26 protein-coding genes and 1 riboswitch are annotated in these 24,322 nt (G+C 32.1%); of the genes, 8 read left to right on the top strand and 18 right to left on the bottom strand.

Going from position 1 to position 24,322, the window contains the following annotated elements:
* The first annotated feature begins 194 nt into the window (after positions 1-194).
* Positions 195-300, top strand: a riboswitch (TPP riboswitch).
* A 60-nt stretch (positions 301-360) separates the two neighbouring features.
* The 6 genes from thiM (at position 361) to KSU54_RS09300 (ending at position 8,327) form a co-directional block, all read left to right on the top strand.
* The gene (gene thiM, locus KSU54_RS09325) at positions 361-1,185 is read left to right on the top strand and encodes a hydroxyethylthiazole kinase (protein WP_117561309.1); all 825 of its coding nucleotides are present in this window, start codon (positions 361-363) and stop codon (positions 1,183-1,185) included.
* Entirely contained in the window at positions 1,163-1,810 is a 648-nt protein-coding gene (gene thiE, locus KSU54_RS09320; RefSeq protein ID WP_226814558.1) for a thiamine phosphate synthase, read from the top strand. Before thiM ends, thiE begins: the two co-directional genes overlap by 23 nt.
* Positions 1,803-2,441 carry an HAD family hydrolase gene (locus KSU54_RS09315; RefSeq protein ID WP_117792159.1) on the top strand — a complete coding sequence of 213 codons (639 nt, stop codon included), beginning with the start codon at positions 1,803-1,805 and terminating at the stop codon, positions 2,439-2,441. Before thiE ends, KSU54_RS09315 begins: the two co-directional genes overlap by 8 nt.
* A gap of 2 nt (positions 2,442-2,443) precedes the next feature.
* Positions 2,444-3,238, top strand: coding sequence for a bifunctional hydroxymethylpyrimidine kinase/phosphomethylpyrimidine kinase (thiD, locus tag KSU54_RS09310; protein ID WP_008792614.1), 795 nt, complete (start codon positions 2,444-2,446; stop codon positions 3,236-3,238).
* Between the two features lie 75 nt (positions 3,239-3,313).
* Positions 3,314-6,760 carry a bifunctional diguanylate cyclase/phosphodiesterase gene (locus tag KSU54_RS09305; RefSeq protein ID WP_009300390.1) on the top strand — a complete coding sequence of 1,149 codons (3,447 nt, stop codon included), beginning with the start codon at positions 3,314-3,316 and terminating at the stop codon, positions 6,758-6,760.
* Positions 6,761-6,887: 127 nt separating this feature from the next.
* Positions 6,888-8,327 (top strand): alanine/glycine:cation symporter family protein, encoded by a 1,440-nt coding sequence (locus KSU54_RS09300; RefSeq protein ID WP_003535742.1) that lies wholly within the window; start codon positions 6,888-6,890, stop codon positions 8,325-8,327.
* A 13-nt stretch (positions 8,328-8,340) separates the two neighbouring features.
* Here KSU54_RS09300 and KSU54_RS09295 read toward each other — a convergent pair whose 3' ends face one another.
* Positions 8,341-8,613 carry a hypothetical protein gene (locus tag KSU54_RS09295; protein ID WP_003535740.1) on the bottom strand — a complete coding sequence of 91 codons (273 nt, stop codon included), beginning with the start codon at positions 8,611-8,613 and terminating at the stop codon, positions 8,341-8,343.
* A gap of 167 nt (positions 8,614-8,780) precedes the next feature.
* Between KSU54_RS09295 and KSU54_RS09290 the strand changes: the two genes are divergently transcribed.
* Complete coding sequence (locus KSU54_RS09290; RefSeq protein ID WP_029482201.1) at positions 8,781-9,242, top strand: tryptophan-rich sensory protein; 462 nt, start codon at positions 8,781-8,783, stop codon at positions 9,240-9,242.
* A gap of 50 nt (positions 9,243-9,292) precedes the next feature.
* Here the strand turns inward: KSU54_RS09290 and KSU54_RS09285 are convergent, their stop codons facing one another.
* Together KSU54_RS09285 and KSU54_RS09280 are read right to left on the bottom strand one after the other, a co-directional pair.
* The gene (locus KSU54_RS09285) at positions 9,293-9,727 is read right to left on the bottom strand and encodes a hypothetical protein (RefSeq protein WP_003535736.1); all 435 of its coding nucleotides are present in this window, start codon (positions 9,725-9,727) and stop codon (positions 9,293-9,295) included.
* Positions 9,728-9,790: 63 nt separating this feature from the next.
* A complete protein-coding gene (locus KSU54_RS09280) occupies positions 9,791-10,741 on the bottom strand; it encodes an NAD-dependent epimerase/dehydratase family protein (RefSeq protein WP_008792609.1) in 951 nt (316 codons plus the stop codon).
* A gap of 318 nt (positions 10,742-11,059) precedes the next feature.
* Here KSU54_RS09280 and KSU54_RS09275 point away from each other — a divergent pair, with 318 nt between their 5' ends.
* Positions 11,060-11,845 carry a MurR/RpiR family transcriptional regulator gene (locus tag KSU54_RS09275; RefSeq protein ID WP_226814557.1) on the top strand — a complete coding sequence of 262 codons (786 nt, stop codon included), beginning with the start codon at positions 11,060-11,062 and terminating at the stop codon, positions 11,843-11,845.
* Between the two features lie 26 nt (positions 11,846-11,871).
* Here the strand turns inward: KSU54_RS09275 and KSU54_RS09270 are convergent, their stop codons facing one another.
* The 15 genes from KSU54_RS09270 to ispD form a co-directional block, all read right to left on the bottom strand.
* Positions 11,872-12,645: a MurR/RpiR family transcriptional regulator gene (locus KSU54_RS09270; protein ID WP_003535730.1), complete on the bottom strand. Its 774-nt coding sequence runs from the start codon at positions 12,643-12,645 to the stop codon at positions 11,872-11,874.
* Between the two features lie 19 nt (positions 12,646-12,664).
* Positions 12,665-13,216, bottom strand: coding sequence for a DJ-1 family glyoxalase III (locus KSU54_RS09265; protein ID WP_054322336.1), 552 nt, complete (start codon positions 13,214-13,216; stop codon positions 12,665-12,667).
* Position 13,217: 1 nt separating this feature from the next.
* Positions 13,218-13,778 (bottom strand): DJ-1 family glyoxalase III, encoded by a 561-nt coding sequence (locus KSU54_RS09260; RefSeq protein WP_117792157.1) that lies wholly within the window; start codon positions 13,776-13,778, stop codon positions 13,218-13,220.
* 134 nt (positions 13,779-13,912) lie between these two features.
* On the bottom strand, positions 13,913-14,635 hold the full coding sequence (locus tag KSU54_RS09255) for a YdcF family protein (RefSeq protein WP_003535724.1): 723 nt from the start codon (positions 14,633-14,635) through the stop codon (positions 13,913-13,915).
* Positions 14,625-15,818: a diphosphate--fructose-6-phosphate 1-phosphotransferase gene (locus KSU54_RS09250; protein WP_003535722.1), complete on the bottom strand. Its 1,194-nt coding sequence runs from the start codon at positions 15,816-15,818 to the stop codon at positions 14,625-14,627. The genes KSU54_RS09255 and KSU54_RS09250 overlap by 11 nt, the downstream gene beginning before the upstream one ends.
* A 22-nt stretch (positions 15,819-15,840) precedes the next feature.
* Positions 15,841-17,262: a 6-phospho-beta-glucosidase gene (locus KSU54_RS09245; protein ID WP_008792605.1), complete on the bottom strand. Its 1,422-nt coding sequence runs from the start codon at positions 17,260-17,262 to the stop codon at positions 15,841-15,843.
* A gap of 2 nt (positions 17,263-17,264) precedes the next feature.
* Entirely contained in the window at positions 17,265-18,188 is a 924-nt protein-coding gene (locus KSU54_RS09240) for a transketolase family protein (RefSeq protein ID WP_117792155.1), read from the bottom strand.
* A 1-nt stretch (position 18,189) separates the two neighbouring features.
* Positions 18,190-18,990 carry a transketolase gene (locus tag KSU54_RS09235; protein WP_117561318.1) on the bottom strand — a complete coding sequence of 267 codons (801 nt, stop codon included), beginning with the start codon at positions 18,988-18,990 and terminating at the stop codon, positions 18,190-18,192.
* A 51-nt stretch (positions 18,991-19,041) separates the two neighbouring features.
* Positions 19,042-19,722, bottom strand: coding sequence for a deoxyribose-phosphate aldolase (deoC, locus tag KSU54_RS09230; RefSeq protein ID WP_008792602.1), 681 nt, complete (start codon positions 19,720-19,722; stop codon positions 19,042-19,044).
* Positions 19,723-19,925: 203 nt separating this feature from the next.
* Positions 19,926-20,696 carry a DeoR/GlpR family DNA-binding transcription regulator gene (locus KSU54_RS09225; RefSeq protein ID WP_003535716.1) on the bottom strand — a complete coding sequence of 257 codons (771 nt, stop codon included), beginning with the start codon at positions 20,694-20,696 and terminating at the stop codon, positions 19,926-19,928.
* Positions 20,697-21,056: 360 nt separating this feature from the next.
* Positions 21,057-21,287, bottom strand: a complete 231-nt coding sequence (gene rpsR, locus KSU54_RS09220; protein WP_003535715.1) for a 30S ribosomal protein S18 — start codon at positions 21,285-21,287, stop codon at positions 21,057-21,059.
* 17 nt (positions 21,288-21,304) lie between these two features.
* Positions 21,305-21,787 (bottom strand): single-stranded DNA-binding protein, encoded by a 483-nt coding sequence (ssb, locus tag KSU54_RS09215; RefSeq protein ID WP_003535713.1) that lies wholly within the window; start codon positions 21,785-21,787, stop codon positions 21,305-21,307.
* A 15-nt stretch (positions 21,788-21,802) separates the two neighbouring features.
* Entirely contained in the window at positions 21,803-22,084 is a 282-nt protein-coding gene (gene rpsF / locus KSU54_RS09210; RefSeq protein WP_003535710.1) for a 30S ribosomal protein S6, read from the bottom strand.
* A 134-nt stretch (positions 22,085-22,218) separates the two neighbouring features.
* A complete protein-coding gene (locus tag KSU54_RS09205; protein ID WP_008792600.1) occupies positions 22,219-23,604 on the bottom strand; it encodes a glycoside hydrolase family 3 N-terminal domain-containing protein in 1,386 nt (461 codons plus the stop codon).
* Complete coding sequence (gene ispD / locus KSU54_RS09200) at positions 23,605-24,240, bottom strand: 2-C-methyl-D-erythritol 4-phosphate cytidylyltransferase (protein WP_003535706.1); 636 nt, start codon at positions 24,238-24,240, stop codon at positions 23,605-23,607. It lies immediately after the preceding gene.
* Positions 24,241-24,322 lie beyond the last annotated feature (82 nt).

Here is a 24,322-nt window from a genome sequence, read left to right as displayed (position 1 = left end):
CCATGATTCCTGCTGGTCCCGCTCCAACAACCACAACATCATAATTATTTTTCATTTTATCGCTCCGTTCTGGGTTTTAACGCTAACCCTACTAATTATACTCGATATAATTATGCATTTCAATCTTCTTTTATTATCAACGCAAAAAAATTTTGATACTTAGTTTGCTGAAATAGTTTGAAAATGCTATGATATAGTTAAAGCACGGGAGCTTGTAAACAGGCTGAGAGGAAGTTGTGAACTTCGACCGCTAACCTGATTTGGATAATGCCAACGTAGGGACATACTCACTAACAATAAGTAGGGAATATGGCACTTGGCATATTCTCTTTTTAGTGCTTTAAGAAAGTGAGGAAGAATATGTTTGAAAAAGTTTTAGAAGAAATTAAATTACGCAATCCAATTGTGCATTGCATTACTAACTATGTTACTGTCAATGATTGTGCTAATGCCATCTTAGCTGTTAATGGCAGCCCCATTATGGCTGATGACATTCATGAAGTTGAGGAAATTACAACAATCTGTAATGCTTTAGTAATCAATATTGGTACGCTGAATGAAAGGACAGTTGCTTCAATGATCAAAGCAGGAAAAATGGCTAACCATTTAAATCACCCTGTTGTTCTCGATCCTGTTGGTGCTGGAGCTAGCAAACTTCGGACTAATACTGCAAAAAAACTACTTGAAGAAATTAATTTTAGTGTTATTCGAGGAAATATTTCCGAAATAAAAGCCCTAGCAATGAATATGACTTCAACTCAAGGAGTCGATGCCAATATCAATGATATTGTAACATCTGAAAATCTTAATGAAGTTATTAGTTTTGCTAAGAAATTTAGTCAAGAAACCGGTGCCGTAATCGCAATCACTGGAGCAATTGATATTGTTGCCAATCAAGAAAAAACCTATGTAATCACTAACGGTTGTGCAATGATGTCACGAATCACAGGAACAGGTTGTATGTTATCGGCAATTCTTGGAGCAACAACCGCTATTGGTCAAAATGATCTTTTAGAAACTACTGCTTATACGATTGCAATGATGGGATACTGTGGTGAGTTAGCTGATCAAAGAGTTCGTAATGACAATAGTGGAACAAGCAGTTTTAGAATGCATTTAATCGATGCCTTGAGTACAATTAATTATTATCAATTGAAAGCCGGTGTTAAAATTGAACTTCACTAGAAACATGCTAGAACTATATTTAGTCAGCGACCGCAGCTGGTTGAACGATCGTTCACTTGAAGAAGATATTGAACAAGCTATTTTAGGTGGAGTAACAATGGTTCAATTACGCGAAAAAAATTTAACTGATGAAGAATTTACTATTCAAGCAAAAAAAGTCAAAACAATTTGTTCTAAATACCATATTCCCTTTATCATCAACGATAATGTAGCCGTAGCATTGGCTGTAGACAGTGATGGAATTCATATCGGTCAAGATGATCAGCCTGTTAAAAGAGTTCGAAAAATAATCGGTCCTCATAAAATTATTGGGGTTTCTGCTCACAACTTAAAAGAAGCTCTTGCCGCCAAGGAAGATGGTGCTGATTATTTAGGAGTGGGGGCCATGTTCAATACTTCAACTAAAGATGATGCTACAGCAGTGAGCTTTACCCAATTACATGAAATAACTACAAAAATTGGCTTACCTGTTGTAGCAATCGGTGGTATCAACCAAGACAATTGCCTACTCTTAAAAGGAACAAAAATTGATGGTATTGCTGTTGTTTCAGCCATTATGAGCGCTCCTGATATAAAAGAAGCAGCCGCTAAATTAAAAGCACATGCCCGAGGAATCTATGATTAAAGGTTATATCATTGACATGGATGGAACTTTGCTTGATTCGATGCACATTTGGAATGAATTAGGCAGTCGTTTTCTCGAATTAAAAGGAATTACCCCTGAGGCAAATCTTAAAGATATCTTGGCACCACTATCAATTAACCAAGCAATTAAATACATCGCTGAGACATATCAATTAAAAGAGCCTCTTGATGTTTTAATCAATGAAGTTAATAGTTTATTAAATCATATTTATTTAAGCGAAATCCCCTTAAAACCAGGGGCTTTGGAATTTATTACTAACTGTTTTAACCATCATAAAAAACTGTGCTTATTAACTGCAAATAATTATCAAGCAACAATTAACATTCTTGATAAATATAATCTAACATCAAAATTTGATGAAATTATTACATGTGATCATACTACTTTAGATAAACGCAGTGGCGAGGCCTACAATTATGCAATCTCTGCATTACACCTCCATAAAGATGAATGCATTGTTATTGAAGATGCCCTTCATGCAATAATTGCTGCAAAAAAGCAAGGTTTTACAGTATGGGCCGTTGCAGATCAAAATAATCAAGATGATTGGGATGAAATTTGCAAAATAAGTGATTTAAATTTAAAAAATTTATCAGAAATGGAGATATGATTATGAAAAAAGTTCTAACTATCGCAGGAACTGATCCAACAGGTGGAGCAGGAGTTCAAGCGGATCTAAAAACCATGACAGCTCATAAAGTCTACGGGATGAGTATTATTACTGCCTTAGTGGCCCAAAACACATTAGGTGTTAGAGATATTATGGAAGTAAAACCTGATTTTTTAGCCGAACAGTTTGACTGTGTCTTTGAAGATATTTATCCTGATGCAATTAAAATTGGAATGGTTTCCAGTCCAGTATTAATTGAAATGATCGTAAATAAATTAACATCACAAAAAGATTGTCCTATCGTTGTTGATCCTGTTATGGTTTCTACTAGCGGATCTCGTTTATTAGCTGACAATGCTCTAAGACTCTTGAAAGAAAAGCTTATTCCATTAGCTACTATTATTACCCCTAATATCCCTGAAGCACAGGTTTTAACAAATTTAAAAATTAATACTAAAGATGACATGATTACAGCCGCAAAGATGATTAGTGAATGGTACCACGGCTACATTTTGATCAAAGGGGGCCATTTTGAAGAACGGGCTGATGACCTTCTTTATTACCGGGGAAATATTACTTGGTTGACAGGAGAAAAAATTAATAATCCTAATACTCATGGCACTGGCTGTACCCTTTCTTCAGCAATTGCTTCCAATCTAGCTTTAGAATATTCAATTGAAGAAAGCGTTACTAGAGCTAAAGTCTATATTACCGGGGCTTTAAAAGCTAATCTTAACCTAGGTCATGGCAGTGGACCATTAGATCATTGCTGGAATATTAATCAAACATTAAAATAATTCAACCGATATAATTGCTTTAGTAGTATAATGAGGTAGAGCTATTTTTTCTAATTTAATAAGGAGGAAAATAGAATGCCAGTTAATCCATATAATCTTGATATGATCACTAAGATCTGTAACCATTTAAATACTGCTTGTGCAATCATTACATATCGTCATAATTTTCATTTTGAATATGCTAATGATCTTTATTATCAACTTTTTAAATACAAGCGTAATGACGGCTTCAACTATTCTCTTCCCTATTCTAATGATTATCAAAAAGTAAAAAATACAATTACTAGTATCATTCAAAAGAAAGAAGAATTTCTCGAAATTGAGACTCAATCATTTAATAAAGATAATGACTTGATTTGGACTCGTTCTAGACTATCCTTTATATACAATAATCAGTCAGTATATATAATTTGTTTAGTCGAAAATATTACTGAAAACAAAAAAGTTTTAAAAAATCTAGAAATCAGTCATCAAAAATATCTTCATGAGGGACAGTTTAAAGCAGCAATAGCATCAGATGCTTTAGTATCCTATGAAATTAATATTGATGATGATTTAATTATCGAAGATATTATCGAAAATACCGTTAACATGTTAAAACTAGTTGACTTAAACACTAACTGTAGTTATAGTGAGTTTTTACTTCGCTGGACTAAAAAATGCGTCCATCCTGATGATAAAAATAAATTCTACCAAGAATTACATCCTCACCGTTTAAAGAAATTATTTGAACAGGGGATTACGGAAGTATATTGTGAATATCGTTCGCTCAATGCAACTCAAAAACAAGGCTGGGTCAGTACAACGATTCATCTCTTACACGTTGGTGAAACAAATAAATTATTTGGCTTTGTCTATGTAAAAGATATTAATGATAAGAAAATACATGAATTAGAATTATTGCGCCAATCTCAATCCGATCCGCTCACTAAACTATACAATCGAACCGCTTTTGGTCAAATTGTTAATGAATATTTAAATAAAAAAAGAGAGTCTAGTAGTGCTTTATTATTGATTGATATTGATAACTTTAAAAATATCAACGATAATCTTGGTCATAGTTTTGGGGATACCGTTTTATGTGAGATTGCTCATAAGCTAACAAATATTTTTAATAACAAAGCAATTATTGGGCGTTATGGCGGCGATGAATTCATTATTTTCATTAAAGATATTCCCTCCAAGAAATATGTTTACCATAAAGCTAGTATCATTCTTGAAGAACTTCATCTTTATTACTCATCAAATTATCAAGAGTATACGATCAGCAGTTCAATTGGTATTACTTTTAGCCCTGATGACGGTAAAACATTACACGAATTGTTTGAACAAACCGATTCTGCTCTCTATCGAGCAAAAAAACTGGGCAAATCGCAATATTTTGCTTTTAATGATAGCTATCAGGATATAACTCCTGTAACTAATTATATTAGTAAAGGCTGGCTAATTGATGAACTTGATGAAATTGTTTATGTTAGCAGCCTAGATACTTATGAATTACTATACTTAAATCGAAAGGGACGTGAAATCACCGGAATTGAAGCGGGAGAATATAATCATATTAAATGTTACGAAGCTCTACAAGGTCGAACTAGCCCCTGCCCATTTTGTACTAATGCTAAATTAAATCTTAATGAATTTTATATTTGGGAGTTTAGCAATCAGCATCTAAATAAAGACTATATTGTTAAAGATAAATTAGTATTATGGGAAGGAACACCTGTGCGAATGGAAATTGCTGTTGATGTTTCTGATACTCATAACTTCAATCTTCAACGTGTTCCTACTGAATTTGCAATTGAAAAAACGATTTTAGATTGTCTTCAAGCCTTGACAATTCCGGACACTCTTGAAGAAGCTATTAACAACGTTTTAGAGATCATTGGCAATTTTTACCAAGCAACAAGAGCATATATCGTTGAAATTGACCTAAATACAAAAATTGGTTCAAACACTTATGAATGGTGCCGAGAAAACTATCCTCACTATCGTGACCAACTACAGCGGATTGATTTAAATGAAATTCCTTATATTTATGAAGCTTTTGAACATCATAATAATCTAATTATCAATGATTGTGAAGCCATCAAAAAAGAGCATCCTCGAGAATATGCACACTTTATTAGTCGTGAAGCCCATTCTTTAGTGACAATTCCCTATGAGGAAACTGGCATTTTTGCAGGCTATATTGGTGTTGACAATCCTTCAATTAACCAAAATACAATTGCATTACTTGATTCTATCAATTTTTCTATCGTCAACGAGATAAAGAAACGTCGATTATATGAAAAAACACAGTACAATCTTTATCACGATAACTTAAGCGGCTTACTTAATCGTAATAGTTTTACTCAATTTTTGAGTTATGAAAATAGTGCTGTTTACTCTCAAGGAGTCATTCTTGCAGATATCAACGGCTTGAAAGAAATTAATCGCGATTTTGGACATTACCATGGTGATAAAATAATTACGATTATTTCTAGTATTATGAATTCATATTTCCCAAGCGAAAAAATCTTTAGATTAAGTGGTGATGAATTCATCATTATTGTAAACAATCTTGAGTATAAACAATTTATTGAAGCTACTAAGCAGATGGAAGATACTTTACTCGGTTCAACTCCAAATGGTGTCTCACTTGGATACACATGGAGTGAAGATAACATGGATATTAATGATTTGATTCACCAAGCCGAAGAATTAATGATGATCAACAAACAAATATACTATGAACGAGCTGATACATATAAAAAACACTATTCACCTAAAAAACTTGAAAATCTTCTCAAATGTTTTAAAGCAAAACAATTTGTTGTTTACTTACAGCCAAAATTTGATATTGATCAAAACAAAGTTGTTTCGGCCGAAGCTTTGGTCCGACTTGAATATCCCGGTCACGGCTTAATCATGCCAAATAAATTTATTCCCACATTAGAAAAAGAACGAATGACTCGTTACTTAGATTTTTATATGTTTGAACAAATTTGTGAAATTCTTGAGCGTTGGCAAAAAGAAGGAAAAGAATTAATTCCTATTTCTGTCAATATTTCTCGCCTTACCCTTCTAGAATCTGACTTTACTAATTCCTTAAAACGAATTAAAAATAAGTATAATATTCCTAACAATTTCATAACTCTTGAAATTACTGAAAGCATTGGAAATATCGATCGTAGTATCATTGCTACGATTTCTAAGCGCATTAAAGATCTCGGTTTTAATATTTCACTAGATGACTTCGGTGCTAAATATGCAAATATGTCATTATTATCAACTTTAAATTTTGATGAATTAAAAATTGATAAATCAATGATCGACACATTAGTAAATAACGATAAATGTCAAACTATCTTACATCATATAATTGAAATGTGTAAAAAAATTAATGTTGCCTGTGTCGCTGAAGGAGTTGAAACTGAAAAACAAATAGAACTGTTGGTTTGTTTAGGCTGCAATATTATTCAAGGGTTTTATTATTCTAAACCAATTCCTTTACAAGAATTTGAGGATAAGTATCATCAATAATTTGTCTAAAAGTGTATCCTAATGGATACACTTTTTGTGCATTCTTATTTACAGTAGAAATCAAACATGGTAACATACAAAAGTATGATTATAATGCATTTTTGCGCTTTATAATCAAGATTAATTAATGAAAGGAAGTGAATGCGTGATATCAATTCAAGAATTACTTGGATTAATCAATGAATTTTTATATAGCAATATTTTAATTGCTCTGCTTGTTGCAACCGGGGTGTATTTTACAATTCGAACTAAATTTGTTCAATTTAGAATGTTACCAGAAGGAATTCGACTTCTTAAGGAAAAATCACATCATGATGATGGTGTTTCATCTTTTCAAGCACTAATGATTTCAACTGCATCACGAGTAGGAACTGGTAATATTGCTGGTGTTGCTACAGCTTTGGCTGCTGGTGGAGCTGGTTCTATTTTTTGGATGTGGATAATTGCTCTGATTGGTGGAGCCAGTGCTTTTATTGAATCAACCTTAGCCCAAGTCTATAAAGAAAAAGACGGCGACTCATTTCGTGGAGGACCAGCTTATTATATTGAAAAAGCTATCGGAAAACGCTGGTTAGGAATTATTTTTTCGTGTCTGTTGATTGCTTGCTTTATTTTTGGCTTTAATCCATTGCAAGCATATAATGTTAGTAGTGCCGTCGAATATTATTTTTCAAACAATGAATTAGTTGCCTTTGTTATTGGTGCAGTTTTAGCTTTAGCTACTGCTGCGGTTATTTTTGGCGGAGTCCATCGAATCGGGATCATTAGCTCCAAAGTTGTACCAGTCATGGCTATTTTATATATATTACTTGGTTTATACATAACCTTTAGCAATCTTAATCAGCTACCAGAAATATTTAGTGATATTTTTAATCAAGCATTTGATTTTAAAGCGATTGCAGGAGGATTTGCCGGCTCTTGTGTAATGCATGGAATCAAACGTGGGCTTTTTTCTAACGAAGCTGGAATGGGATCCGCACCGAACGCTGGAGCAACCGCAGATGTTTCTCATCCTGTAAAACAAGGTTTAGTACAAACCATCTCTGTTTTTATTGATACTATGTTAATTTGTTCCACTACTGCTTTTATGTTACTAAATTATGGGACAGAATCTGGATTAACAGGAATGCCGTATGTTCAACAAGCTATTTTTGCTGAAGTAGGTGAATTTGGTATTCATTTTATAACAATTTCTATTTTCTTATTTGCTTTTTCTTCTTTGATTGGAAACTATTGCTATGCTGAAAGTAATTTTAAATTTATTATTGACAACAAAAAAGCTTTATTTATTTTTAGAATTATTACTGTAATTATAATTTTCTTTGGTGCCCAAGCTAGTTTTAATACTATTTGGGATCTAGCTGATGTTTTGATGGGCTTTATGGCAATCATGAATATTGTCGTAATTTTATTGTTAGGTAAAATTGCTTTTAAATGTTTAAAAGACTATAGTATTCAAAAAAAGGAAGGAAAAGATCCAATTTTCCACCCTGATAATTTAGGAATTAAAAACGCTGAATTTTGGCATGATATTGAAAAAGAATATGAAAAACCTGTTGAAGTATGATCCTCAACAGGTTTTATTTATCCAAATTTGCTTCTAATTCTTTTATTCGTGTATTAATACTGTCAATTTCCTGAACGATTGCTGCTGTCTTTTCATCAAAAATATTATCATTACTAATAATTTCATAATACAGTTTGCCTAATTCAATAAACTTCTCATCTAAATCAGCCTGAGCACTTTTTATACTCACTCTCGTTTTCGCGACATCCGCTAATTCAGATGATTTTTCAATTGTTTTTTCTGTCAGTTTTGCTGCTTTTTTACTTAGATCATCAAATAATGCCATGATTATTCCTCCTTATATCTAGCTCATCACATAATTATTTTACCACAACCTCAGTAATCTACAATCACCTTTTCTCTAAAACTCTTTTTCTCAGGATATTATACCCTAAATTTTATCAACAAGCATATAATTTTATTTTTTTCATATATTTTTGATGAGGTGATTTTATAAAAATTCAATGGCAGAAATTAATTATATGTATTATTATTCCCCTTTTTGTAGGTACTCTTTCAGCATTTCTTACACACGATGCTATGACCACATTTGAAACAATTCAAAAGCCAGTGCTATCACCACCGGGATGGCTATTTCCAATCGTTTGGACTGTTCTATATATTTTAATGGGAATAGCATCCTATCTAGTCTTGACTACAGAGTCTTCTCAGCATGTAACTCTTTTCATTTATAAGATTCAGCTTTTTTTCAATTTTATTTGGCCTATTATCTTCTTTAATCTTAGGTTGTACTTACTTGCCTTTATTTGGCTAATAATTTTATGGCTGCTTATCTTAATAACAGCAATCCTATTTTACAAAACAAATAAATTAGCTGGCTATCTAATGCTCCCATATCTTATTTGGGTAACTTTTGCTGGTTATTTAAATCTTTCGATCTATCTTTTAAATTAAGTTCAACAATAAAAAAAGCCATTTACTATATGTAAAAGGCTTTTTGCTATTTATAAAAACTGCCGAATATCAATTACTAATTTTTCCTCAAGATTAATTAATCTTTTTGTAATATCTTTCGTTTTTTCATCAGCTGCTTCATATTGATTAAGATATTTATTAAGAGATTTTACTCCCATATTGCATCCATCAGTTATTAGATCGGCAATCGTTTGATCAGATTCATGCATAACCAATTTAGCATTTGTCTTGACCCAAGACATGCCTTTAGCCATTGGATTAGGTTCTTTGCCTTCATCATGAAACTTATCTAAAAGAGTTTGAATCTCTTCTTTTAACTGCTCATGTTCTCTTTTGCAGTCAATTAAATGCTGTCTTAACGTTTCATCATGTGCATAATCTAAAACATCATCGATTGAAGCTGCACCCATCTTAATCCCTGCATCACATTCTCGTAATAATTTTATAGTATCTGGTTCAATCATTATTTGTACGCTCCTTTTATTCTATAAAATCATTATGCTCTTTTTATTTATATTTATTCTTAATTATAAGGTAATAATCCCTCTTTCAATATAGCTGGCTACTGCTTGTTCCACTGTTTCTAAGGTTGTATATTTAGGTGAATATTCTAACAATTTTTGTGCATTTTCAATACTATATTCCCCACTTCTTGCAATATGATAATAAGTATGATCTATTAATTCATCATCATTAACATATTTACACCATTTTTCCCATGACAAAAATTTAATTTTAGGCTCTTGATTAAAATAACGGTACATTGCTTTAGCATACCCATATAAAGTCATTGATTCTCTTTCAACCGCATGAAAACTCTCTCCTAATGCTTGATTTCTATGAGTGATTGCCTGATAAAACATTTGCGCAACATCATCACCATGGACATGATGTAAAGTTTCCATACCTAAATTTGGTAAATAGATTTCCTGCCCATTTGCAATTTTTTGAAATACTGAAAAGTCTGTATTCCCAAGAGGATTAATAATTGTCCAGCCTGGTCCAGAAATTTGACCTGGCATAATTATCGTTGCTGGAAAACCATTTTTGCGATACTGTTCTTTTAAATACAACTCACTTTGATATTTATCAACTCCATAATCATCCAAAGGCTCTTTTAAACTATTTGGATCAGCTGGTAAAAATTCTGCTCGACCATGAGCCCAAATCGATGAACAATATAAATAATGAGATATCTTAATTTCCTTCAATGCTGTAACCATTTTTTTCGTATCTTCGATATTAAAGTTGATTAAGTCTACAACAATATCAGCATTCATTTTAGCAACTTTATAAGCAAAGTCTTCATCTTTATTACGATCTAAAACTACTTGTTCTACCATCTTCCAAGCAGGATCATTTATGTATGGCTTACTTTTACCCCGACTAATTGCTACAACTTTAAACCCTCCCTTCACTAATTTAGGCACTAAATATGAACCGATATGTCCACATGCCCCAATAACAACTACTTTCATAAATCTTCCTCCTTTTGATAAACCTATCTTAATTCAAACAAAGATGACATTAAAGCTAGTTTTATCCTTTTAGAAAAGCTTTCTCATTTATCTTTATAAATACAAGTATCATTTGTAAAAGCCTTTTACAACCCGCTTTGCTTAATCCATTGCTTATCATATTTGTTATGATAGAATATAATAGAAACGATAATACCAGGAGGGCGAGCAATGCTATTACAAGAAAAAATGAAAAACACAAAATTTTCTCCAAGTGAAGAAATAGTTATTGATTTTATCTTAACAAAACAAGAGTGAATAAAAGATTATTCGACAACGATGATTGCTGGTGAAACATATACTTCACCATCGCTATTGGTTAGAATTTCTAAAAAATTAGGATTCAGTGGTTATAATAATTTTAAAAACGCCTTTTTAGAAGAAGTTCAATATTTGCACAAAAGTCATTTAAATATAGATGCCAATCAACCTTTTTTAAAAACAGATTCAATTATGAATATCGCTAACAAAATAACACAGTTAAAAACTGAAAGTCTTAATGATACCCTTTCATTAATTCATCACGATACACTGCAAAAAGCAGTGAGAGCATTACAAAAAAGTAATACTGTTAAAGTTTTTGGTGTTTCTAATTTATCATTTCCAGCTGAAGAATTTGTTTTTAAATTACGCCACATCGGTAAAAATGCTGAAGTTTTTGTGTTAAATAGCAATATCTATCAAGAAGCAATGATGGCCAATTCTAATGATTTAGGAATTTGTCTTTCATATTCTGGAGAATCTGGTGAAATTATTAAAATTGCTAATATTTTAAAGAAAAAGAATGTCCCTATTATCGCAATAACAAGTATTGGTGAAAATAGTTTAACTCGATTAGCTGATATTGTTTTACGGGTTACAACAAGAGAAAAATCATATTCAAAAATTGGTGCTTATTCTTCACTAGAATCCATCTCACTTATTTTAGATGTATTATATTCTTGCTTTTTTACAACAGCCTATGATCAGCATTATACTTTTAAAACTGAACTCGCTAAAAATACGGAATCACGAGAAATTACTAATTTAATTATTCAAGAAAATGAACAAAATGAAAAAGAATGACTTTTAACAAAAGTCATTCTTTCCTATTATTTAAGCTGATGCAAACGTGAATATTCTTGAGCAATTAGTCCGGCAATAAATTGTAATTGATAAGGATGACTGTTTTGATCTTGTAACGATTTAAATAAAATTGTTCGATCAATACATTCAGGATACTCTCTGTCATCACTCGATATCATCCATATTTTAGGTGCTGTTAATCTTTTTTTCAAAGCTCTTAAATCTTGATAATCAAAATATGCACCTGTATACGAAAAAATTATAATCAAATCATCTTCATCAGCCGCAACAATATATTGAATTTGTTGAGAATAGGAGATATTAGTATATACCTGTTTATTCAGCATTAATAAGTCACCTTGCAAATTAAAAGCTACTGCTCCAGCTTTTAACAAACCAAAAATGGCTACCTTTTGATATTCATTGATATCCTTACATAAATCAATTACTGCATCCATATCAATTGATTTTTCAACCATGATAATACTTTCTCTTACTTTATGACTATAATCATGCAGTCTTGCTTGTTTCGAAGTTGCGTGTGAATGATCTTCAAAAGATAAATCTGTTGACAACAACAGTTCTTTTAATTCAGCAAAGTCCCTTAAACCTACTTCTTTACAAAAACGGGAAATTGAGCTTACCGCAACATTGCATTCCTTAGCAATTTCCTTGATTCCAAGATTTTGAACTTCCTCAAGGTGATTCAAAATATATGCTGCTATCTGGCTATTAGTTGAGCCATTTTTTTCGCTGACAAGCGTACTTAAAAAAACTATCGGTAATTTATCATAGATCATTATTATCACTCACTTTCACTTATCTTCCACCAGCAAAGTTATATAATAGTCTTTCCTTCATTTCACTAACATCTTGACCTAACACTTCGATAATCTTAAATGCAAATGGATATGATGTTGCTGGCCCTTGGCTTGTTATAATATTCTGATCAAAAACAATAACCTTATCAACAAATTCTCCACCTACTAATTTATCGGCATATCCAGTATAGCCAGTCACATTTTTACCGTCGATAACTCTTGCCTTTGATAAAACAATTGTTCCAGAACATATTGCTGCTAAATACTTTCCATTTTCATTATAGTATTGAACCATTTCAATAACCAGTGGATTTGCTCCTAAATTCACACCCCCTGGTCTTCCGCCAGGTAAAACCAGCATATCATAATTTTTGATCTCATCGCTAAAAATCTTATCTACTTTTATCATCATCCCCTGCATCCCCCTAACGTACTGTTCAGCAAAACCAAATGTATGACACTCAATTCCGGCTCTTCTTAACAAGTCTACAATCGTCACTGTTTCACTTTCTTCGTATCCATCTACTACCAATACTGCAGCTTTTCTCATACTATTCATCCTCCTTAACATCAAAAGCATTAAAATAGACCATTCTTTTTTTGAGAGCTAGTGAATTGCCACCCAATAAATCTACCAGCTTATATGCAAATGCATAAACTGTTGCTGGACCGCGACTTGTTACAATTTTCCCATCAATCACCACTTTATCATGTAAGTAATTTCCTTGTTTTATTTTTTGCTCGTATCCCACATAAGCAGTATAGTTTTTTCCTTTTAGTAATCCCGCCTTTTCTAAAACAATCGGAGCTGCACATATGGCACAAATATACTTGTTTTTTTGTGCCATTATATTTAAAATTTCAATTAACCTTGTATTATCTCTTAAGTTAGCAGCACCGGGATACCCTCCTGGTAAAATAATCATATCATAATCAATTACCTCATCATTTAGTACGCTGTCACATTTCACAATAATATCATGTGCTCCTGCAACATCCTTTTCAAGACCGATCATATCGCATTGAAAATTAGCACGACGAATAATATCTATAATAGATAACGTCTCCCCTTCTTCAAACCCTGGAGCTACAATAACTGCTGCCTTTTTCATATCTTCTTTCCTCCTTTTAATTTATATTTACACAATAATATTGTTTACACCGTTTATCAATTCATTTCCAAAATTAAGAAATCATAAAAAAGACTTTTGTTTCACCAAAAGTCTAAATATTATTGATAAAGTTTTTATTTCCTTTGATATTTACCATATCGAAAAAAGATATATCTATATGCCGCCAGTATCTTTTGAGGAACTTCAACATGTTCAATATACTGCTTACCATTTGGTCCATAGCCATCTTTATCATCGATGACTCTCTTCATTTCTCCTAATAAAAGTGAAATATATCGTTCTTTTGACCATAAGCCCCAAATATTATTTTTAAGTTCAAATCCAATATTCTCAACAACTGGCAAAAAACATCTATAATTATCAAAATTTATATGTGGAGCATAATGTCTTGCAGTTGCATCGATTCGCCTTTGCATAAGAGGATCATGAACCAATAAAATATTTTTTACTATAATGTCTTCTTTTTTGAGAAGTTTGAAAGCAAACTGAATATTTTCCCCACAATTAGTAGATTCTTTTTCTAATAAAATAGTATTGTCTACCCCATAATTTTCTTCAATAAGATACTTAAATAATTCTGCTTCACTTCTTTTAGTAATATCTTTAATATCATACTTCTCTTTAATCGTATTGATTAAAATATCTGTAGTATGACCTTTTCCTCCAGCAATCATGAAGTGATAAGCATGCCCTGTTTTGTATAGTTGATAAGCTATTAATCCAGTTTCAGCAATAGCATTTCCTAATACTAAAATCAAATCATACTTTTTCTTTTCATCATATGTATTTATCGCTAAAAACTGATTAAGAAGATTAAAAGCCTGACTATCTTTCATTTAATTGCAAATATTGAGGAAGCTCAATTTGTCCACTTTTATATATTAAAGGAACCACATAATCAATATATTCTTTTTTAATCTTCTTATTCTTTTCATCAATCCATTCTAATGGAAATGGTTTAACATGATTTGCTACTTTATGAATATCAACGTGACTTAATAAAAATTCATTTCTATTTTTTGAAATTGTGACCATAATCCCCGTTCGTTTATCCAACGCACAATTTATTGCATAACTACCAATACGTAAAGCATTTTCTATGTCTATGTAACTGGCTAAATGTGCTGCACAACGCTGAAGGGTACTTAACTGAATGGCCCGTACTTTACAGCCAAGATGGTCACCGATAAGTTTTTTTAGATAATTTGAACAGCCATTATTTGATAAATGACCAAATGCATCTTTTTGAATCCCACTATCTAGTGATACACACATTCCATATTGATCTCGAATACCTTCAGATACAGCAATAATACAGTGATCCTTCTTTTTTAATTTATCTTTGATCTGTTCAAGAAAGTCATTTTCATCAAAAATGTTTTCCGGCATATAAATTAAATCGATAGAATCAGGATAGACTTCATTAACAAGTTGTGCTGAAGCTGTTAACCAGCCAGCATCTCGCCCCATAATTTCTACGATCGTTACTGATTTTATTGGATATATAACACTGTCAAAAGCAATTTCACATAATGAGGTAGCAACATAATGACAGGCAGAAGGGTATCCTGGTGTATAATCAATATTCATAAGATCATTGTCAATTGTTTTAGGAATACCAATAAAGTTGATTGGGCAATTACATATTTTTGCATAAGTACTTAATTTTTCAATAGTATCCATTGAATCATTACCACCAATATAAAAGAAGTCAGTAATTTCATACTTATTTAATATTGTAATTATTCTTTGCTTAATTGATTGATCCTTTTCGAAAATCTTATATCTACATGAGCCTAAATACATTGCTGGTGTATGAATCAACTTAAACAAATTCTTCTGATCTTTAAAACTACTTAAATCAACCATCTTTTCATCTAGCAATCCATCTATTCCATTAATCATTCCATATATTTTCTCATAATCTGCTTTCAAAGCTCCTTGAATGACCCCGGCTAATGTTGCATTAATAACTACTGTCGGCCCACCAGATTGTCCGATTATACATTTTCTCGACATGATCTTCATCCCCTTATCTTCTTTAAATATTTTCTAATTCCTCACCATTTGATTGAATAACTTTTTTATACCAGTTAAATGATTTTTTCTTTGATCTTTTTAATGTTCCCTTTCCTTCATCATCTCGATCAACATATATAAACCCATAACGTTTTGTCATTTGACCTTCAGTTGCTGAAATTACATCTATTGGGCCCCAGGTTAAGTAACCCATCAAATCAATTCCATCATCTAGTGCTAGTTTTACTTGTTCAATATGTGCTTTTAAATATTCTATTCTATAATCATCTTTAATTGAGCCATCTGTTTCTACAACATCAGGTGCTCCTAAACCATTTTCAACAATAAATAATGGTTTATGAAATCTTTCTTGTAAGAAATTCAATGTAATTCTTATTCCTTGAGGATCAATGATCCATCCCCATTGTGATGCATCACAATAAGGATTTTGTAACTTGCCATAGTTATTGATCTTTAATCTGTGATCTGTCGTTACTACTTTACTTGCATAATAACTGAAAGCAACAAAGTCAACTGTATTATTTTTTAGAATCTCCTCATCATCTTTTTCCATATGTATAGTGATTCCTTCTTTTTTCATTTTAGCTTTCATATGATATGGATATTCTCCAAAAACTTGAACATCTGTCAACATTAGTTCCTTATTATTTTCCTCAAAAGCTTTTAATACATCTGATGGGTGACAAGTATACGGATAGACTACCCCACCTGCAATCATACATCCAACTTGATTATTTTTATCAATCTCATGTCCTATTTTTGTTGCTAATGCTGAAGCGAGTAACTGATGATGCATTGCCTGATACTTAATTTGTTCAATATTATCACCTTTTCTATATAATAAACCTAGGGTTGAATAGGGCTGAAATAAACCAACATTAATTTCACAAAAAGTTAACCATTTTGTTACCTTTCCTTTATAACGGGTCATTAACAGACGGACTAGTCGGCAGTAGAAATCGATCATTTTTCGATTAGCCCAGCCACCATAATGCTTTGCTAAATACAACGGTACATTAAAATGATTAAGTGTTATTAAAGGTTGAATTCCATGTTTAAGTAATTCATCTATTAAACTATCATAGTATGTTAGGCCTTTTTCATTTGGTTGTTCTTCATCTCCATACGGAAATAAACGCGTCCAGTTAACTGACAAACGTAAACATTTGAAACCCATCTCTCCAAACAAAGCAATATCCTCTTTGTAACGATGGTAAAAATCGATTGCAATTCTATTTGGACAATACTCAATATTTTCATTCATATAATCAAGTGGTGAAGCATATGCTGCCTGCCTTGCTTCTAATCCGCCCGGAATTACATCCATTAAATCTAGACCTCTTCCATCTGCATCAAAAGCACCTTCGCATTGATTAGCTGCTAAACTACCACCCCATAAAAAATCATCTTTAAACTTTGTCATTTTTATTCCTCCACTGTTTCTAATACAGACTTTACTAGGTAATCTGCATCAATCTTATATTTACTCATTAATTCCTCTGGTGTTCCACTTTCACCAAATGTATCTTGGACAGCAATTGGATATATCTTTTTAGGCTTATCCAACTTCTCACAAACTAAACTATACAAACCACCTATAATATTGTGTTCTTCCAATGTAAAGATAAGATCATAACTATTTATAATTGAATTTAGTTGCATCGTATTTATTGGTTTAAGTGAGGACACATTGTATAATGACGGGTATATATTATTTTTAGCTAAAATTTCAATAGCTTTCCTAGCCTCATTTACCATAATACCAGTCGCTAAAAAAGCAATTTTACAACCTTTAACAATTGGAACGATTTCGCCTAAAAGAAATTTATAATTAGAGTCCAAAATATTATCCACTGCATATCTGCTCGTTCTTAAATATATAGGACCATCATAGTCAACCATAAACTGCATCATAGCTTTTGTTTCATTTGCGTCACACGGTTGCAAAACTACCATGCCCGGCAAAACTCGCATTAAAGCAATATCTTCATTACATTGATGAGTTGCTCCATCTTCGCCAACAGTCAAGCCGGCATGAGTTGCACAAAGTTTTACATTTAAATGTGGGTAAGCAATAGAATTTCTAATTTGTTCAAAAGCACGCCCTGCTAAAAACATGGCAAATGAACTTACAAAAGGCTTTAACCCCTGAACCGCCAAACCTGCACCTATTCCGACCATATTTGCTTCAGCAATTCCTGTGCTATAAAATTGCTGTGGTCTTGCTTCCTTAGCATAACATGTTTTTGTTGCGGGCGATAAATCCGCATCCAAAACAATAACATCGTTATTTTTTATCACTAGCTCTTTTAGTGCTTCTCCAAAGGCCTCTCTTGTTGCAATCTTCATCCTAATGACCTCCTAACTCCCTCAGAGCTTGTTCCATTTCTTTACGATTTGGAGCCTTTCCATGCCATTCAATCTCATTTTCCATAAATGAAATTCCTTTTCCTTTTACTGTATGAGCAATGATTGCAGTAGGTTTTTGACTATTTTTTGCCATCTCCACAGCTGCTTCAATTTCATCAAAATCATGACCATTTATATTGATAACTTCAAAACCAAAAGCTAAGAACTTTTCCAAGAAAGGTTGTGGCCCAATAACATCGACTATTTTTCCATCAATTTGTAATCCATTATAGTCAAGAAAAAGAATAAAATGACTAAGTTGATAATGACTTGCTGCCATTAGAGCCTCATATACTTGTCCCTCCTCAAATTCTCCATCACCACAAATTACATAAGTATAATAATTATTATTTTTGTACTTATTTGCCAAAGTGATTCCAACAGCTGCACTTATCCCCTGCCCTAATGATCCCGTTGACATATCTACACCTTTCGTATCATTCATATTTGGATGCCCCTGTAAAGAAGAATTAATTTTTCTAAAAGTCATTAACTCTTTTTCATCTAACACTTTCATTTCTTTTAATACAGCATATAAAGCTGGTGCCCCATGACCTTTAGATAGTACCAGCTTATTTCTTTCATTAGAATTAATATTATCTTTAGTTAGCTTTAATTCCTTTTGGTACAAGTACATTAAAATATCAATACAAGATAAAGATCCACCTGGATGTCCAGATTTAGCTTCATATATCATTTTAATAATACTTTTTCTAGCTTCATTAGCCTTTTTATTTAACATCGTTTACACCGCCCCCTTCTCTTCTTAGCTTTTGTAAACACTTTTGATTAGCTAGTCTAACCCTAACACAACAGATACTGATCTATATCCAACTCCCATACGATCAATTCCCATATCAATCAATTGTAAAAAATGTTCTCTTGTTCGAATACATCCACTTCCTTTAATCTTAATTTTATCACCACATTCTTCCATCATTACTTTGATTATTTCCAAACTCGCTCCATGAGCTTCATGTCCCGTTAAAAATCCAGTACTCGTTTTAACAAAATCAGCACCCGCTTCTATACAAATATGACACATTTTTCTTATTTGTAACTCATTTAAAGCATCAGTCTCAAAAATAACTTTAATTTCTCTTCCATATTTATGGGCCGCTTCGGTACAGGCTTTAATATCCGCTAAAACTTCTTCCCACTTTCCACTTTTGATCATTCCAAAGTTAGCGACTATATCAATTTCTTTAACCGAATCGTATTTAGCCACAATTTCAATTTGTTTAACTTTGGATTCTGTTGAGCTTGTTCCAAATGGAAAATCACATACTGGACATAGCATTGTGTCTGTTCCTTTAACATAAGGCTCACATAAATCCATATAACCAGGATTAATGCAAATAGTTGCACAATTTAACTTTACTCCATCTTTTGTTAGATCGATAATTTCCTGTTCAGTAAATTCTGGTTTTAAAACTGAATAGTCAATATAAGATGCTAACTCCTTTAAATTCATTTCATTTGCCTTTTTTGTTATTTTTTTCATTTTTCTAATAGATAACTATTTATTTTTGTTTGTTTTTGTTCGTTATCTTTCCTCCTTAATTAAAAAATAACACATAAACAAACATTTGTAAACATATATTTGTTTATTTTTGTTCGTTTTTGTTTTTTTGTATAAAAAAACATATCAAACAAACTAGTTCAATATGTCTTTATTTAATCTTCATTTGTTAAAATATAATTTACTGGAATATCATCAATATTCATATGAGCATCCTTATTACAGATAACTGCATCAAAATCATCACTGCTAATAAAGCTACAAAAACCTTTAACACTTAACTTTGATGAATCAATTAATAAATACTTCTTTACTGCTAAGTCCATTGCTTTTTGTTTTACTGCCATTGTATCCATTTCAGCTGTATAGACTAATTTTCTATCTATATCTATCCCGGCACAACTTAAGAAAGCATAATCAAAATTAAACTTTTCTAAGTCACTTAAAGTAATTGGACCAACTGACATATTGTATTCTGGAATATATTTACCACCAATCATAAATAATTCAGATTCAAAATCATTAAATCCATTTGCAATCAAGGTACTATGTGTTACTATTTTAACATTTTTTCCTTTTATATATTTTAGCATCGGTACAATACTTGTTCCACCATCTAAAAATATACAATCTCCATCCCTGATAAATGATGCTGCTTTTTTACATACTAAATCTTTCTCTTTATTATTAGTAATTCTTTCGCTCATTTGTTTTTCATCTTTATTTGAAAGAATTGTTTTTTGCTCAATACTTTTTGCTCCGCCATGAACCCTTATCAGCAGTCCTTGTTTTTCAAGTTCTTCACAATCTCTTCTTATCGTTGTTTCTGTTACATCTAAGTTTTCAGAAAGTTCTTTTGTTGAAATAAACCCACGTTCATTAACTGTATTTACTATTCTTAAAAACCTCTCACTTGCAATCATCATACTCACCTCTTCTTTTCATTATACTTAAATGCCATTTTTATTCAATTATTTTAAAAAGATAATCTTTTTCATTATATAATTACTTTTTATAAAATTATATGATTTGTTAACTATAACTTTAAACAATATCTAAGATTTGCTAAATCAAACTGTTCTATAAATAAACCTTGATTTAATCAAGGTTTATTAGTCAAAATTATTCACCAACGTATGATAACACTTATTTTATTGATTTTTAATGGTTTCTCATCCATAAATCACTATATTTACACCTATTATTTCTATTTAAAAGATTTTTTGATGTCAAATCTTTTAGAAAAAAAGAAAAACCCTTGAATTCATCAAGGGTTTAAATTTCAATTATTCACCAACGTATGGTAATAAAGCCATTTGACGAGCACGTTTGATAGCTGTAGCTAACATTCTTTGATATTTAGCGCTAGTACCAGTTACACGTCTTGGGATAATTTTCCCGTTAGCTGAAACGAATCTTTTTAATAATTCAACATCTTTGTAATCGATGTAAGTAATTTTGTTTTTAGTGAAGTAGCAAACTTTTTTTCTACCCATTCTTTGTTTTCTAAATGCCATTTTGAAAACTCCTTTCTTTAAAACTGAATATCATCTTCCATGATATCATATGTATTAATTGAATTATCAAATTCTTTTTCTAATTCAACTGTTTTCATATCATAGAAATTATCATTATTTTGTGGTTGTTGGTACGGTTGTTGCATTTGTTGTTGTGGCTGTGGTTGCCTTTCACGAGCAGCTCTTGTTTCTAAGAATTGCACACTATCACAAATAACTTCTACAACATATACCTTTTGACCTTGAGTGTTGTCATAGCTACGTGTTTGAATTCTTCCTTCAACACCAACTAAACTTCCCTTAGAACAATATCTCTCAACATTTTCAGCAGGTTTACGCCACACAACACAATTAATAAAATCTGCTTGTTGTTGACCATCTCTGCTTGTAAAATTACGATTTACCGCTAAAGTAAAAGAAGTAACCGCATCACCTTGTGGTGTTCTTCTAAGTTCAGGATCTCTAGTCATTCGTCCTACTAGGACTACTCTATTAATCATCTAGTACGCCTCCTTCTATTTGCGAAGAGTTAAATGACGTAACATAGATGCATTGATGTTTGATAATCGTTCAAATTCAGCAACATCAGCAGCTGTACAAGTAGCATCAACAACTACATAGTACCCTTTTTTGTAATCTTTGATTTCATAAGCTAAATCGCGTAATCCCCATTCGTCAACGTTATCAACAGTTCCACCGTTAGCAGTTAAAATTCCTTTAAAGCTTTCGATTAAAGCGTTTCTAGCGTCATCTTCAACGTCAGGTTTTACAATAAACATAATTTCATACTTGTTCATTTCTATACCTCCTATGGTCTATTGGCTTATCTCTTTGGATAAGCAGGCAGTAAATATAATATTTTTACATGCTCAATTATAATAGCACACCAATCAAAACAAAGCAATGATTTATTTGATTAAATCATCATATTTTACAGTATCCCTAACTGACTTTTCCAAGTTAAGATTCGCATTACAGAACGATCCAACGAATTGAGACATATTTCATCATTCTTAGCTGCTGTAATAAGTGCCGAGATATGTTCTTGAGGATTAGAAGTCATAATTAAATCATTCCCTGCCTTAATCGCTTTAAGCGCAACTTCACCTTCACTTCCAAAGGCTTTTGCACTAGCCATTGAAATATCATCAGCAATAATAACGCCATGATAATTTAAGTCATCTCGTAAAATCTTACTCACTCTAGGTGACAATGATGCTAGATTTTGATCATCAATACTATCAACTACTATGTGACTAATCAAAATACTATTTGCACCTGCAGATATTCCAGCTTTAAATGGTAAGAAATCATTATTGACAAGCGAATCATAATCACGTGAATCATGGCATATAGCAGTATGATTATCAGCAACGTTCCCATATCCGGGAAAATGTTTTAAAACACTTCCCATCTTAATATCATTCATTGCCTTTACGACATTTTTCACAAATTCAGCTGTTTCATTAGGATCAGTTCCAAATGAACGTTGATAGATAAAATCATCTTTACTCATTGCAACATCAGCTACCGGACCTATATTTACATTAATTCCAAATTCTTTTAAAAACTCCGACTTTTCTGTAGCATCACTAATAATAGCGTCCATCCCGCCTGCTTTAAAAACATCTTGGGGAGAACGAAATTTGTTACTGCGTAAATTATTACTAACCCGTACTACAGTTCCGCCCTCTTCATCTACTGCAATCAACATCGGGATAGTAACTGCTTTTTGATATGACTGAATATTTTCAATTACTTCCTCACGGGTCCGATTATGAAAATCACGATTATATAACATATAGCCACCTAATTGATATTGTGACAACAACTCAACTGCTTGACTTTCAGGACACCGAGCTAAAAATAATTGTGCTATTTTCTGCTCTAACGTCATCTTTTCAACCATTACTGCAATCTTATGCGAAGCTATCGTAGCATCCGTATTACCAGTTCCACCATTTCTAACTTGAACCGCTTGAACATTTAAGCCTAAAACATCAATTGCTTGTATCGCGGTTGTTTGCTCGAGTTTACCCGTATATTTGATAGTTACTAAGTTCCCATACTGTAACTCATCACCTTTTATTTTGGCCTTTTGACAATCCACCGTATAAACAATATTATTATCATCACGCAAACTGATTGTTTCATGTGTTATATCAACTATCTGTCCCTTTAACTCTTTAGCTGTTATCGTAGTTTCGCCTTCCCCTGCTAAGCGCAACTGATAAACTAACGCCCCCATGATCAATCCTAATAAAACAATGATTATAATGATTTTATGAGTAATAAAATTATTATTTCTTTCCTTCATTTAAAGATCCTCAGGAGTAGTTATTTTAATATTCTCATAACTGCCTATTACAACTTTGACTGGAGCTGTACTAAACTCTTCAACCAATGAGGCATCATCAGTAGCAATAAACCCACTATCTTGAGCCTGTTGATAACAAACTTTAATTAAACTCGTTTTAAAGGCTTGCGGAGTTTGAGCTTGCATCAATCTTGCCCTCGGCAAAGTCACCTCAACAGTATCATCACAACAAAGTTTGATCGTATCTTTAACTGGTACCATCAATAAACAGGCATCATATTCTTTTAAACATAATAATAAATCATCTATTTTTTCTGTCGTTATATATGGTCTAGCTCCATCATGGATTAATACATGATCCTGGTCAACTACCTGCAGGCCATTATAAACACTATCTTGACGCTCTTTACCTCCATAAACATAAACAATTCTCTTATCTGTCACTAACTGTTTTAAATCAGTTATCTCATCCGCTTTTGTAACTACAACAAGCTGCTTACAGCGCGGATCATTTAAAAAAGTTTTCATCGTCATTTGATACACAGTTTGATTACCAAAACGATATAACATTTTATTATAATCCAGTCCACTCCGGCTTCCTTTTCCAGCACATAAAATAATCGCACTATAATTCATCAATATCACATCCTTTCACTCATTGTAACATTTAATGATTATCTTGAAAACAAACATTATTTATCGATTTATTAATATAATT

It is taken from the genome of Erysipelatoclostridium sp. MSK.23.31, from assembly GCF_019125875.1.
Taxonomy (GTDB): domain Bacteria; phylum Bacillota_I; class Bacilli_A; order Erysipelotrichales; family Coprobacillaceae; genus Thomasclavelia; species Thomasclavelia ramosa.
This window is presented reverse-complemented; position numbering and strand designations above follow the sequence as displayed.